The sequence below is a fragment of the Streptomyces sp. NPDC085866 genome (assembly GCF_044541035.1).
Taxonomy (GTDB): domain Bacteria; phylum Actinomycetota; class Actinomycetes; order Streptomycetales; family Streptomycetaceae; genus Streptomyces.
Map to the genome: position 1 here is coordinate 539,440 of NZ_JBITSQ010000006.1, position 11,880 is coordinate 551,319.

Here is an 11,880-nt window from a genome sequence, read left to right on the forward strand (position 1 = left end):
TGGAAGTGGGTCCTACGGGGCGAGGCACGCGCACGGCGGGGGAGCCGATGGGCAGCGGGGTTCGACGGGACGACGACGGCGCAGGGTTGGCGGGACTGCGGAAGGAGGCGGAGGACGCCGTCCGGGAGGCCCGACGGCTGCTGGACGGCCCGGAGCGCCGACCGCCCGCCGAGTCGTTACGGCCGGTGGGCGAGCGGCTGGCACGCGCGGAGGCCGCGCTGGCCGAGCGGCACGAGGAGGAATTCCTCCCTGTCGTCGTCATCCACCTGGGCCTCGTGCTCGGCGCGCGTTGCCTGAGCAGGGACGAGAGCGCGTCGTCCGGTTCCAGCGAGCGGACGGAAGCGCTGGGGCGCCTGCGGTGGGCGGACCGCGAGGGGCCGCTGGAGAGCCTGCTCTTGGTGCAGGCCCGCATGATGCTGATCTTCCTGCTCCTGCCCTGGATGCTGCCCCGCGCCGACGGCACCCGCACCGCCCTTCAGGTGGCGCTGCTCTCCGCCGCCGACGAACGGGTACTGACCGAGTCGTTGCGCCGGGACATCGCGGAGGCCCTGGAGGTGGTCGACCGCATCGCCGCCGCCCCGCTCGACCCGGAGCTCCTGACGAGGACCGCGGAGATCAAGCGGGACCTCGAGATGATGCTCACCCCTCGCTGGACTTCCCCCGGCACGACGGCGGAGACGGCAGTGGCGGAGGCGGCAGTGGCGGCCACCCAAGCAGCCGTCGCAGGTGCGGCAGCCGCACCCGACAGCGCCCAGAACGCCGATGAGGCCATCGCCCCCGAGGACGCACTGCTCGACGCCCTCCGCGGCCTGGTGGCCCTGGCCGGCTCACGCAGCACGCCGCAGTTCACCCGTGTGCTGGTCTGGCTGAACGCCGAACTGAACTCCGAAGGCGGCGGTCGGACGGGCGGCGGCGCGGACCTGGTGGATCCGGAAGCCGCGGCGCTGCTGCGCCAGGCCGGCGCCGGCCGGGCAGCCGGCACCGACGGCATCCGCCGCGCTGCCGACCTGGCTCTGCGGGCGCTGCGCGCGTTGCCGCCGGACGCACCCGAGCGGGCCCGGGTCGCCAGACTCCACGGCTACCTGCTTGTCACAGTGGAGACCAGGGAGCCCGGTTCGGTCGACTTCGGCACGGTGGAGCGGCCCACGCCGGAACCGGACGACGACGGCGACCGCCTCGGCGAGTGGCCGATCAGTCTCCCCGTGGAGCCCGGCTTCTTCGACCATCTCGACAGCCGTCTGAAGGACTTCGTCTCCCACCTCGGCATTCGCGAGCGGCGCTCGGCGGCCGTGTACGACCGAGTCCTGGCCCAACGAACCGGCGATCCCGGCTACCTGGAGGACGCCGCCGCCCTGCTCAAGGAGGCGCTCGACGCGAGTCCCGCGGACTCGTGGTGGGCCACGGCCCTGCGGGTGGAGCTGGCCGAGATCGTGGACGATGCCGCCTCGCGCGGCGGCATCTTCCACGACTCCGACGTCTCCCTGGCCGCCATGCGCGGGCTGGGCGCCACCCTGGAACGCGAGGGCTCCCTGCCACCCGACGCGCCACTGGCCCTCGACTTCGTGCTCTCCCTCGCCGACGGCGAGCTGCGGCACGCGGAGCGCACCGGAGACCACGAGGCGCTGGCGCGCCTGAGCGAGGAGCTCCGTGGCCGGCACGCCACCCTGCCGGCGGACAGCGAGTGGCGCGACAAGGTGGCGAAGCGGTTGGAGCAGCTCGACAAGCTGCGCGCGGACGCGCGGTCGGCCACCGAGGGCGAGGCGCCCGGAGCGGCCGAGGCCGCAGACCCCGCCGACGAGCGAGCGGCGATGGAACGCGACGTCGCCGAGATCCGCCGGCGGCTCGACGGACCGGAGTCCTATCACGAGCAGGAGTACGACCTGCGCGCCCAGCTCGGCCTGCGGCTGCAACTCGCCGTCGTGCGTGGCGAGAAGGACCCGGCGCTGCTGGACGCGGCCATCACCGAGCTGACCCGCGTCCGCGCACTGCTCACCGAAGGGCGTGGCGCATTCCGGCGCGTGGACATCCTGAAGATTCTGGCCGAGGCCCACATCATGCGCTCCGCCCGGCCCGGCGCGCACGCCGCCGATGACTTGCCGGCGTTCGTGCGGATCACCCGTGAGGCGCTGGCCGAACTGGCCGCCGACGTCCTGCTCCAGCTCGGTGCCGACCACGGCCTGTCGGCGGCCCTCAACGGGGCCCTGCTGACGCGGCGGCTGGCGTTCGTCGACTTCCGTCTGAGCCGGCCGACCGACGCGGTGGCCGATCTGGAGATGGGGCGTGCCCTGGTGCTGCAGGCCGCCTCCGCCGCCCGGAGCATCCCCGAGCTGCTCGACGACGCCGGCCGGCCCGCGCTGGCCCGGCAGTGGCGCGCGCAGGTTCCCACGGACCCGCTGCGGTCCCGGACCGGCGACGCACCGTCCTCGTCGGCCGACGGCCCGCCGATCCCGGGCGCGCTGCGGCGCAGGGCACTGTCCGTGCTGGGCGTCCACCCCGGTGCCGGAGAGGGTTCGGGCACCCGGCAGTTGGTGGGCGCGGCGGACGTGGCCCAGTTGACGGACGGTCTCGCCGCCACGGGCACGGACGCGCTGGTCTACCTGGTGCCCGGTGCGCCCCTGTCCAACGGCCCATGGCTCGGCCACGCGCTGATCCTGCGCCCGGGCGCCGCTCCCTTCATCCTTCCCCTGCCGGAGATGAAGGCCCCGGGCAGCCCGCCGCTGGAGCGCTACCTCGACGCCGCGGCGGGGCGCTCCCGAGCCCTCGCCGACCCGGACCTGCACGCTTCGTGGCGGGCCGCCTGGGAGATGCATTGGCAGGCCGCGCTGGGCGATCTGTGCGACTGGGCCTGGAAGGCAGCCATGGGCCCGGTGCTCGCGGCCGTACGCCCGCTGTCGGCGGCCCTGGGGCCGTACGCCCGGCCGCCGAGGATCGTGCTGGTGCCCTGCGGCCCGCTCGGTGTCGTGCCGTGGCACGCCGCGCGCATCCGGGGTCTCGGCGAGCACGGTCACCGGTACGCCTGCCAGGAGGCCGTGCTCAGCTACGCCCCGTCCGGCACCCAGTTCCTCGCCTCGGCCGCCCGGCGGCGGATGCCTCCGGCCGCCGGGCGGCAGGTGCTCGTCGCGGACCCGGAGCTGACCCTGCCGTGGGCCGAGGTGGAGACGGCCGCGCTGCGGGCCGGCTGCTACCCCGATGCGCTCCGATACGGCGAGTTCGTCACCACGGACGAGCTGCCGGACGCCGCGGGCACGCCGGAGGAGCTGCTCGCCGTGCTGCCCGGCGGCGCGTCACCGGCGTCCGTGGTCCATCTGTCCTGCCACGCCGTCGCCGCGCCGCGCCCCACCGACTCCGCGCTGTGGCTGGCCGGTCCGCCCGGCGCGGGCGAGGACGCCGGCCGGCTCACCGTGGCCGGCATCCTCGACGGCGCGTACGGCCGCCGGCCGGACACCGCGGGCCCGCTGGTCGTGCTCAGCGCCTGCGAGACCGACCTGAGCACGCGTCACCACGACGAGGCACTGACCCTTGCCACCGCGCTGGTCACGGGCGGCGCCGCCGACGTCGTGGGCTCCCGCTGGGCCGTGCGGGACAGTGCCACCGCCGTGATGATGGCCGTCTTCCACCACCGTCTCACCGTCGGCGGACTGGCCCCGCCCGACGCCCTGCGCGCCGCCCAGCTGTGGATGCTCAACCCGCACCGCAAGGTCCCGCGCACGCTCGACGGCCTCCTGCGCCGCGAGGCCACCCGCCCCGACCTCCACCGCCTGCACCACTGGGCCGCCTTCACCCACCAGGGCAACCCGGCGTCCGCGGTGACGGGATGAGGGGCGGTTCCCGCCGCGTCAACCGGTGGTGATGGCCCGCAGCGCGGCCAGGGTCTCCTTCGGGTTCCATGCCCTTCCGCGGCCTCTGACCAGCGGATAGCACGCCAGACCGATCAGTACGGCCACGAAGTGCCCGAAGTCGGTGAAGGTGCGGCTGGTGGCGAGCGGGACCGTGTAGATCGCGAGCACGACCACCAGGTACAGGTACCGCCAGGGCGCCGCGATCCGGTAGGCGAGCACCGCCGCCACGCCGGCCAGGGCGTAACTCACGCCGATGTCCAGGGTGTTGACCGCGGAGTGCGGGGCCATGCCGTCGTGGATCGCGTTCAGCAGGGCCAGCTCGCTGATCAGCGTGGCGAACACGTGCGCGGCCACGCACACCGCGAGCCAGCGCAGGGTGCCGAGCCAGCGTTCGGCCTGGGCGTGGAAGACGGTGTACAGGACGGCGTACGGCAGCCAGTGCCCGCCGTCGATCCACATCGCGCTGGTGATGAGCACCCGTACCGGGTTCTGCGACAGCTCGTGGATGTTGGTCGACCGCTGCCGCAGGAAGTCCTCCTCGAAGTCCGGCGACATGTGGTGCAGGGCGACGGTGGTGACGAACAGGATCAGCAGCCAGACATAGGTGCCCGGGGCGCTGCGGACATAGGCCGTGACGCCCGGGGCGCGGCGGACATAGGCCGCGACCGCCCGGAGCCCACGCCGAAATCGGATGACCCGGTTCACAGACGTCAGTATGGTCGGCAAGGTGATCGAGGTGCCTGGCGAGCTGGCCGCTTCTCAGGAGAAATTCAACGGGGAGGCGGGGCGGGCGTTCGTCGCGGACCTGCCGCGGCGGGCCGGGGAGTTCCTCGGGCGTTGGGAGCTGCGGGTCGACGGACCCGCGATGTACGGGGTGGCCGCGCTGGTCCTGCCGGTCGTCCGGGCCGACGGCAGCGGGGCCGCGCTCAAGCTGCAGCTGCTCGACGAGGAGAGCGCGGGCGAGCCGGCGGCCCTGCGGACGTGGGACGGGGACGGGGCCGTCCGGCTGCTGGAGCACGACGAGCCGACCTGCACGCTGCTGCTGGAGCGGCTGGACGAGAGCCGCATGCTGACCGGTCTGCCGGACGCGCGCGAGGCGGTCCTGGTCATCGCCGGGCTGCTGGCCCGGCTGACGTCCGCGCCGGCCCCGGCGGGACTGCGCCGTCCGGGCGATGTCGCGCGGGCGATGCTGGACCAGGTGCCCTGGGCGCTCGGCCGGATTCCGGACCCGGCGGACCGCCGTCTGGTCGCGGACTGCGCGGCCGCGGTGCGCGAGGTGGTCGCCGAGCCCGGCGACCGGCTGCTGCACTGGGACCTGCACTACGCCAACGTGCTGGCGGCCGACCGGGCACCGTGGCTGGCCATCGACCCGAAGCCGCTGGCCGGCGATCCCGGCTTCGACCTGCTGCCCGCGATCGACAACCGGTACGACCCCGCCGATACCCGCCGGCGTTTCGACGCGCTGACGGACGCGCTGGGCCTGGACCGGGAGCGGGCCCGGGCGTGGACGCTGGGGCGCGTGCTGCAGAACTGTCTCTGGGAGATCGAGGACGGCAGACCACTGGAGGACGTGCAGCTGGAGATCGGGCGGGAGCTGCGCGGCGGCTGACACGCCGCCGGATGGCCCATCCGGCCACTATGGGATTAAACGGTCATACCGTATGCGATATGAAGAGATGTCATCTCGCATATCTCGCCTGCACCGCGGCTCTCGTCGGCGCGGGACTGGGCGCGGCCCCTGCCTCCGCCGCCCACAAAACCCTGCTGGTCCGCCCGGGCGAGTCCATCCAGAAGGCGGTGGACGCCGCGCGGGCCGGAGACACCGTGGTCGTGCTCGGCGGCACCTACCACGAGAGCGTCAAGATCATGACGCCCGGGCTGACCCTGCGGGGCGTGGGCCCCGCGACGGTGATCAAGCCCGTCAACAAGAAGACCTCGAAGAAGGCCGCCAACAGCTGCGCCGAGCGCGGCACCGGCATCTGCGTGGTGGGCACAAAGACCAAGAACGTCGAGGGCGTCACCGTCGAGGACCTGGCCGTGACCGGCTTCAGCCGGGCCGGTGTGTTCGGCATGGCGACGGACACCATGACCGTCCGCCGGGTGCGGGCCTACAAGAACGGCGTGTGGGGCATCGCCCAGGAGCGGTCCGTGCACGGGCAGCTCCAGTACAACTACGCGCACGACAACGGCGACGCGGGCCTGTTCCTCGCCAACACCATCATGGAGGAGGCGGGCGCCTACGACGCCGGGCAGACGCTGGTCGCGCGCAACCGCCTCGAGAACAACCGGATCGGCGTCACCGTGCGCAGGCTGCGCAACCTCACCGTCGCGGAGAACTACGTCACCGGCAACTGCGCCGGGGTGTTCGTCGTCGGCGACGAGAACAAGCCCAAGGCCGGCGCCCTGGAAGTGACCGCCAACCGCGTCGTCAAGAACAACAAGTCCTGCCCGAAGACCGAGCGGCTGCCCGCCCTCCAGGGCTCCGGCATCGTTCTGACCGGCACCGAGCAGGTCTCGGTCACCGGGAACCTGGTCACCGACCACTCGGGCAAGTCCCCGCTGTCGGGCGGCATCGTGCTGTTCAAGAGCTTCGTGGGCGTCACCGGCGACAAGAACCGGGTCAGCAACAACATGCTCACCAACAACTCCCCGGCGGACCTGGTCAACACCGACATCGGCAAGGGCAACGCCTTCCAGCACAACTCCTGCCGGGCCTCCGAGCCCGCGGGCCTGTGCTGACCGCACCCGCACTGCCCCTGCTGGACCGACGAAGGCCGAAGAAAGAGAGGGCGGCACATGACATCCGCTGAAACAGCCCCACCGCCACCCATGCGGCTGCGCGAACTCGTGTTCGGCGCGGCCTGTGCCGCCGCCGTCCGGGCGGCAGCCCGGCTGGGCGTCGCCGACGCCCTCGAGAACGCGCCGATGGCCGTCGAGGACCTCGCGGCCGCGGTGAAGACAGAACCGAAGCCGCTGCGCCGGCTGTTGCGCGCCCTGTCCTGCTACGGCGTCTTCGCCGAGCAGCCGGACGGCACGTTCGCGCACACCGAGACGTCCCGGCTGCTGCGCGAGGACGACCCGAACAGCCTGCGCGCCATCGCCCTGTGGTGCACCGAGCCGTGGACCTGGGACGCCTGGCCCAAGCTGGACGAGGCGGTGCGCACCGGCAGCAACGTCGTGGAGGGCCTCTACGGCAAGGAGTTCTTCACCTACCTCAACGAGGACGCCCCCGAGTCCGCGGACGTCTTCAACCGCGCGATGACCCGCTCCAGCGAGCAGTCGGCACGGGAGGTCGCGGCCCTGCTGGACCTGTCCGGCAGCAGGTCCGTCGCCGACGTCGGCGGCGGCCAGGGACACGTGGTGGCGTGCCTGCTGGACAAGTACCCGGAGATGCGGGGCAGTCTGCTCGACCTGCCCCGGGTGGTGGAGAACGCCCTGCCGCGGCTGCGGGAGGGCGGCGATCTCGCAGACCGTGCGCGGATCGTGCCCGGCGACGTCCGGGAGGCGATCCCGGTCCAGGCCGACGTCTACATCATCAAGAACATCCTGGAGTGGGACGACGAGAGCACGGCCCGGACGCTGCGCAACGTCGTCGAGGCGGGCGGCCCCGGCACCCGGGTCGTCGTCATCGAGAACCTGGTGGACGACACCCCCTCGATGCGCTTCAGCACCGGCATGGACCTGCTGCTGCTCCTCAACGTCGGCGGGGCCAAGCACACCACCGACTCCATGGTGAGCAGACTGACCTCGGCGGGCCTGAAGGTGGAGGACATCCGGCCGGTCAACCCGTATCTGCACGCGTTCGACTGCCACGTGCCCGGGTGACGGGACACGCAGGACACGCAGGACACAGAGCACCGGCCGCCGGGCCCGCGACGCTGCGGGCCCGGCGGCCGGTGGCCGTCCGGACGGACCGTACGGCTCAGTCGCGCTCCCAGACGTAGAAGCGGTGTGCCATCGCGTCCTTGGGGGACCTCCAGGTCTCCGGGTCGTACGCGCTGACGTACGCCTGCAGGCGCTCGCTGACGTCACGGAACTCGGGGTGGTTCGTCACCTTGGCGATGGCCGGTCCCGGCTCGCGCTCGGACTCGATGAGGTGCATGTACACATCGCCGAACTGGAAGAGGCTGCGCCGCACCACACCGACGAGGTGGGGCAGCTCTCCGCGGTCGGACTCCTCGAACACCTTGGCGATGCCGGGTGCGGAGCCCGGGGCCATCCTGGCGACGATCAGGGCCTGGTGCATGGGGCCTGCTCCTCCTTCCGGTTCAGTCGGCCAGGGCCGGTGCGGGCCGGTGTCCGGCGGCGGCCTTCTCGATCTTGTCCCGGATGAGGGCCATCTGGACCTTGGAGTTCCGGTTGATGTTGTCGGTCATCCACTCGTCGTCGACCGGGGCGTCGGGCTTCATCGCGAAGTCCTGCGTCCACACCATCCGGGTGCCGGCCGGGACCTCCTCGTACCGCCAGTGGATGTCCATGTGGGCGAACGGGCCGGTCTCGACGCGGCGGGCCTTCACGGTGAGGGTGTCGCGGTCGGGCTCGCGCTCGGAGACCCAGCTCCAGACGACGCCGTTGTCGTCCGGGTGCATGGTCAGCCGGAACGTCGTCTTCTTCCCCTCGCGGGAGAGGACGTCGACGGACGCGTACTCGCTGAACAGCTGGGGCCAGCGCTCCAGGTCGTTGGTCATGTCCCAGACCAGGTCCAGCGGCGCGGCGATGGTGATCTCGTTCTGCGTGTGTCCTGCCATCTCAGGCTCCTGCCATCAGAGTGCTGTTGACCAGGTCGAGGAACTGCCGGGGCGTCTTGCAGCGCTCCGCGTCGGGCGGCATCGGGGTGCCGTGCGTGTTCTCCAGCTCGCCGACGATGCCGAGCAGGCCGAGCGAGTCGACACCGAGGGCGTCGAAGCCGGACTCGCCCCGCTCCAGGAGCATGTCCGGGGCCACGGTGACCCCGGCGGCCTTCTTCATCAGCGCGGACAGTTCTTCCACGGTGATCTGTGCGGTCATGCGATTACCTCCTGTGCTGCTAGGCGTTCACGGCGCCGTGCCGGAGCACGAGCGCCGAGTTCGACCCCATGAGTCCCCGGCTGAGCACCAGCGCCGTGCGCAGTTCGGCGACGCGGGCGCGGCCGGTCACGAGGTCGAGGTCGTGGCAGACGTCGAAGACGTTCGGCGTCGGCGGGATCAGCCCGTGCTCCATCGCGAGCACGGCCGCCGCGGTGTCCAGCACGGGCGCCGCGCAGTAGCCGCGGCCGATGCCGGTCTTCGGCGCGGTGACCGGCACCCTGGTGCCGTGCGCGCCGAGGGCGTCGGCGAGCGCGAGCGCCTCGGCCCGGTCCGCCTCCGGCACACCGAGGGCGTCGGCGAAGACCACGTCGACCTCCTCGGGCGCGCAGCCGGCCTCGGCCAGGGCCTGTCGGATGGCGTGGGCCAGGCCGTCCTGGGAGTCGGCCCAGCGGGAGGCACCGGTGAAGGTGGCCGCATGCCCGGCGACGAAGGCCCGGATGTCCGCGCCGCGCTCACGGGCGGACCGCTCCGCCTCGACCACGAGCATGGCGCCGCCCTCCGCCGGCACGAAGCCGCAGGCGGCGTCCGTGAACGGGCGGTAGGCGCGGGTCGGGTCCTCCTCACGGCTCAGCTCCTCGTAACCGAGCTGGCAGACCATCGAGTACGGCGCCAGCGGCGCCTCGGTGGAGCCGGCCACGATCACGTCGGTGCCGCGCCGCACCGCCCGCGCCGCGTGCGCGAGGGCGTCCAGACCGCCGGCCTCGTCGGAGGCGACGACCGAGCAGGGGCCCTTGAACTTGCGGCGGATGGAGATCTGTCCCGTGCTCGCGGCGTAGAACCAGGCGATGGACTGGTACGGGCCGACGAACCGGCTGCCCTTGCCCCACAGCTGCTGCAGCTCGCGCTGGCCGAACTCACCGCCGCCGGACCCGGCGGCGGTGACCACACCGATGGAGTACGGCTCCCCGGAGGTGTCGGCCTGCCCGAGCCGGGCGTCGTCCAGCGCGAAGTCGGCCGCGGCCATGGCGAAGTGCGTGAACCGGTCGGTCTGGACGAGGAACCGCTCCTCGATCGTCACCGCCGGATCGAAGGCGCGGACCTCGCCGGCCACCTTCAGCGGTAGGTGCTCACAGCCCTCGCGGGTGATGCGGTCGAGGACGCTGAGACCTCCCTGGGTGGCCTTCCAGAAGGTGTCGGTGCTGGTGCCGTTGGGCGCGACCACCCCGATGCCGGTGACGGCCGCGCGCCGGTCATGCGGTTCGCTCATCTTGTCCTCTCCCTAGTCCGGTCCCTCGTCCGGGTCAGGACCACGGCGGACTGGAAGCCTCCGAACCCGCTGCCCACGGACAGGACGCTGGTCAGCTTCCGTTCGCGGGCGACGCGCGGGACGTAGTCCAGGTCGCACTCGGGGTCGGGGGTCTCGTAGTTCGCGGTAGGGGGTACGACCTGCTTGGCGAGGGCCAGCACACACGCGACCACCTCGATCGCCCCGATCGCCCCGAGGGAGTGCCCCACCATCGACTTGATGGAGCTCATGGGGGTGCCGTAGGCGTGGTGGCCGAGCGCCCGCTTCACGGCCGCCGTCTCGTGGCGGTCGTTCTGCCGGGTGCCGGAGCCGTGGGCGTTGACGTAGTCGATCGCCGTGGGGTCGAGCCGGGCGTGGTCGAGCGCGGTGTCGATCGCCCGGGCCATCTCCAGGCCCTCGCTGGTCAGTCCGGTCATGTGGTACGCGTTGCCGAAGGTGGCGTAGCCGCTCAGCTCGCAGTACACGTGCGCGCCACGGGCCCGCGCGTGTTCCAGCTCCTCCAGGACGAGCACCGCACCGCCCTCGCCCATGACGAACCCGTCACGGTTGTTGTCGAAGGGCCGGGAGGCGTGTGCCGGGTCGTCGTTGTTCGGGGACGTGGCCTTGATCGCGTCGAAGCACGCCATGGTGATCGGGGAGATCGGCGAGTCCGACGCGCCCGCTATGCAGATGTCGGCCCGGCCCTCCTCGACGGTGTGGAAGGCGTACCCGACCGCGTCCAGGCCGGAGGTGCAGCCGGTGGAGACGGTCTGCACCGGACCCTGGGCGCCGAAACGTTCCGCCACCGCGGAGGCCACCGTGCTGGGCGAGAACGCCCGGTGCAGATGCGGCTCCGCCTCGCGGTCGTCGACGTCCCAGCGCTGCCCGCGGTGGCTGACCAGGACGTAGTCGTGCTCCAGGCGGGTGGTGCCGCCGACCGCGGTGCCCACCGAGACCCCGACCCGCCAGGGATCCTCCCGGGCCAGGTCGAGACCCGAGTCCCGGACCGCCTCCTCCCCGGCGACCAGGGCGAACTGGATGTACCGGTCCGCCCGGGCGGCCTGGTCCGCGTCCAGGCCGTGCACCGCCGGGTCGAAGTCGCACTCCGCCGCGATCTGCGACCTGAGCCCCGAGGGGTCGAAGAAGGTTATGCCCCGCGTCGCGGTCCGGCCGTCGGCAAGCAGATCCCAGAATGCCGGTACGCCGATGCCGCCCGGAGCAACGATGCCTATGCCAGTGACCGCCACGCGCCGGGTCATGACCGAACCCGGCCCCGGTCGGCCGCGTGCGCGGCACCTGCCTCGGTGACCACCGCGGCGGCCCCGATGACCTCCGTCTCCTCGGTGTCGACATGGCCCAGCTGCGGCCTGGGGGCCAGCGGGCCGAGGTGGAAGACGATCCGCGCCTCCACCTTGCCGACGTTGCGGAAACGGTGCCGCATGTGGGCCGGGATCATCAGGCCCTGCTCGGGCCGCAGCGCGTGCGGCTCACCGTCCAGGTCCACCTCCAGCTGCCCGCAGAGGACGTAGACGAACTCCTCGGAGTACGGGTGGTAGTGCTCCCCGATGCGGTCACCGGGCTGCACGATGGCCACGCCCATGAAGCCGCTGGTGGAGCCGACCGTGGCAGGGGTGAGCATGGCGCGCAGGTCGCCACCTCGCCGGACGTTGGGCTCGACCTCACTGAGGTCCACGATTTTCGGACGGGGTTTGATGGACAACGTTTCCTCCGTTGGATCTGCTGCGTCGG

At 72.4% G+C, this 11,880-nt stretch carries 11 protein-coding genes; 4 read left to right on the plus strand and 7 right to left on the minus strand.

Annotation, left to right across the window (positions count from 1 at the left end; all coding sequences use genetic code 11):
* The first annotated feature begins 47 nt into the window (after positions 1–47).
* Positions 48–3,818 (plus strand): CHAT domain-containing protein, encoded by a 3,771-nt coding sequence (locus tag ACIF83_RS18165; RefSeq protein WP_399727865.1) that lies wholly within the window; start codon positions 48–50, stop codon positions 3,816–3,818.
* A gap of 18 nt (positions 3,819–3,836) precedes the next feature.
* Here the strand turns inward: ACIF83_RS18165 and ACIF83_RS18170 are convergent, their stop codons facing one another.
* A complete protein-coding gene (locus ACIF83_RS18170; RefSeq protein ID WP_399727984.1) occupies positions 3,837–4,532 on the minus strand; it encodes a rhomboid-like protein in 696 nt (231 codons plus the stop codon).
* 22 nt (positions 4,533–4,554) lie between these two features.
* Here ACIF83_RS18170 and ACIF83_RS18175 point away from each other — a divergent pair, with 22 nt between their 5' ends.
* From ACIF83_RS18175 to ACIF83_RS18185, 3 genes are read left to right on the plus strand one after another with little or no spacing between them, the layout of a single operon-like run.
* The gene (locus tag ACIF83_RS18175) at positions 4,555–5,448 is read left to right on the plus strand and encodes an aminoglycoside phosphotransferase family protein (RefSeq protein ID WP_399727869.1); all 894 of its coding nucleotides are present in this window, start codon (positions 4,555–4,557) and stop codon (positions 5,446–5,448) included.
* Between the two features lie 59 nt (positions 5,449–5,507).
* Positions 5,508–6,578, plus strand: coding sequence for a nitrous oxide reductase family maturation protein NosD (locus ACIF83_RS18180; RefSeq protein ID WP_399727871.1), 1,071 nt, complete (start codon positions 5,508–5,510; stop codon positions 6,576–6,578).
* Positions 6,579–6,635: 57 nt separating this feature from the next.
* The gene (locus ACIF83_RS18185; RefSeq protein ID WP_393472541.1) at positions 6,636–7,664 is read left to right on the plus strand and encodes a methyltransferase; all 1,029 of its coding nucleotides are present in this window, start codon (positions 6,636–6,638) and stop codon (positions 7,662–7,664) included.
* Between the two features lie 97 nt (positions 7,665–7,761).
* Here the strand turns inward: ACIF83_RS18185 and ACIF83_RS18190 are convergent, their stop codons facing one another.
* From ACIF83_RS18190 to ACIF83_RS18215, 6 genes are read right to left on the minus strand one after another with little or no spacing between them, the layout of a single operon-like run.
* Positions 7,762–8,085, minus strand: a complete 324-nt coding sequence (locus ACIF83_RS18190; RefSeq protein WP_393472543.1) for a TcmI family type II polyketide cyclase — start codon at positions 8,083–8,085, stop codon at positions 7,762–7,764.
* Positions 8,086–8,107: 22 nt separating this feature from the next.
* A complete protein-coding gene (locus ACIF83_RS18195; RefSeq protein ID WP_390852948.1) occupies positions 8,108–8,587 on the minus strand; it encodes an SRPBCC family protein in 480 nt (159 codons plus the stop codon).
* 1 nt (position 8,588) lies between these two features.
* A complete protein-coding gene (locus tag ACIF83_RS18200) occupies positions 8,589–8,846 on the minus strand; it encodes an acyl carrier protein (RefSeq protein WP_145875969.1) in 258 nt (85 codons plus the stop codon).
* A 19-nt stretch (positions 8,847–8,865) separates the two neighbouring features.
* Positions 8,866–10,113, minus strand: coding sequence for a ketosynthase chain-length factor (locus ACIF83_RS18205; protein ID WP_399727876.1), 1,248 nt, complete (start codon positions 10,111–10,113; stop codon positions 8,866–8,868).
* Positions 10,110–11,390, minus strand: coding sequence for a beta-ketoacyl-[acyl-carrier-protein] synthase family protein (locus tag ACIF83_RS18210; RefSeq protein WP_399727879.1), 1,281 nt, complete (start codon positions 11,388–11,390; stop codon positions 10,110–10,112). The genes ACIF83_RS18205 and ACIF83_RS18210 overlap by 4 nt, the downstream gene beginning before the upstream one ends.
* A complete protein-coding gene (locus ACIF83_RS18215; protein WP_393472727.1) occupies positions 11,387–11,824 on the minus strand; it encodes a cupin domain-containing protein in 438 nt (145 codons plus the stop codon). Before ACIF83_RS18215 ends, ACIF83_RS18210 begins: the two co-directional genes overlap by 4 nt.
* Positions 11,825–11,880 lie beyond the last annotated feature (56 nt).

Bases quoted from the DNA above. Each gene is read 5' to 3' on its own strand.
- ACIF83_RS18165 (WP_399727865.1), top strand. From the start codon at position 48: ATGGGCAGCGGGGTTCGACGGGACGACGACGGCGCAGGGTTGGCGGGA.
- ACIF83_RS18175 (WP_399727869.1), top strand. From the start codon at position 4,555: ATGGTCGGCAAGGTGATCGAGGTGCCTGGCGAGCTGGCCGCTTCTCAG.
- ACIF83_RS18180 (WP_399727871.1), top strand. From the start codon at position 5,508: ATGAAGAGATGTCATCTCGCATATCTCGCCTGCACCGCGGCTCTCGTC.
- ACIF83_RS18185 (WP_393472541.1), top strand. From the start codon at position 6,636: ATGACATCCGCTGAAACAGCCCCACCGCCACCCATGCGGCTGCGCGAA.
- ACIF83_RS18190 (WP_393472543.1), bottom strand. From the start codon at position 8,085: ATGCACCAGGCCCTGATCGTCGCCAGGATGGCCCCGGGCTCCGCACCC.
- ACIF83_RS18195 (WP_390852948.1), bottom strand. From the start codon at position 8,587: ATGGCAGGACACACGCAGAACGAGATCACCATCGCCGCGCCGCTGGAC.
- ACIF83_RS18200 (WP_145875969.1), bottom strand. From the start codon at position 8,846: ATGACCGCACAGATCACCGTGGAAGAACTGTCCGCGCTGATGAAGAAG.
- ACIF83_RS18205 (WP_399727876.1), bottom strand. From the start codon at position 10,113: ATGAGCGAACCGCATGACCGGCGCGCGGCCGTCACCGGCATCGGGGTG.
- ACIF83_RS18210 (WP_399727879.1), bottom strand. From the start codon at position 11,390: ATGACCCGGCGCGTGGCGGTCACTGGCATAGGCATCGTTGCTCCGGGC.